Source organism: Pseudovibrio japonicus (genome assembly GCF_014651595.1).
GTDB lineage: Bacteria > Pseudomonadota > Alphaproteobacteria > Rhizobiales > Stappiaceae > Pseudovibrio > Pseudovibrio japonicus.
The window spans coordinates 502-827 of record NZ_BMXE01000016.1; the positions used below are offsets into that span (position 1 = coordinate 502).

At 48.5% G+C, this 326-nt stretch carries 1 protein-coding gene; it reads left to right on the forward strand.

From position 1 onward, the window contains the following. Positions 1 to 326 (forward strand): FG-GAP repeat domain-containing protein (locus IE076_RS22570; RefSeq protein ID WP_194539872.1); only part of this gene is annotated, 326 nt, incomplete at both ends.

Sequence of the window (326 nt, forward strand, 5' to 3'; positions counted from 1 at the left end):
AAGCGTGTTGTTGGCGATGTGAACGGAGACGGCCGAGTAGATATTGTTGGGTTTAGTGAAGACGTCGTGCTTGTTTCTCTAGGGCGGTCTGATGGTTCCTTTGGAGAGATTAAGCAGGCGCACAACGATTTTGTCGTAGCTTCTGGCTGGTCCTCTCAGGACCTTTATCCGCGTATGCTTGCCGATATAAACGGAGACGGTCGAGCAGATATTGTTGGATTTAATCAAGATGCCACATTTGTTGCCTTAGGACAGTCTGATGGTTCCTTTGGAGAGATTAAACAGGCGCACAACGATTTTGTCGTAGCTTCTGGCTGGTCCTCTCA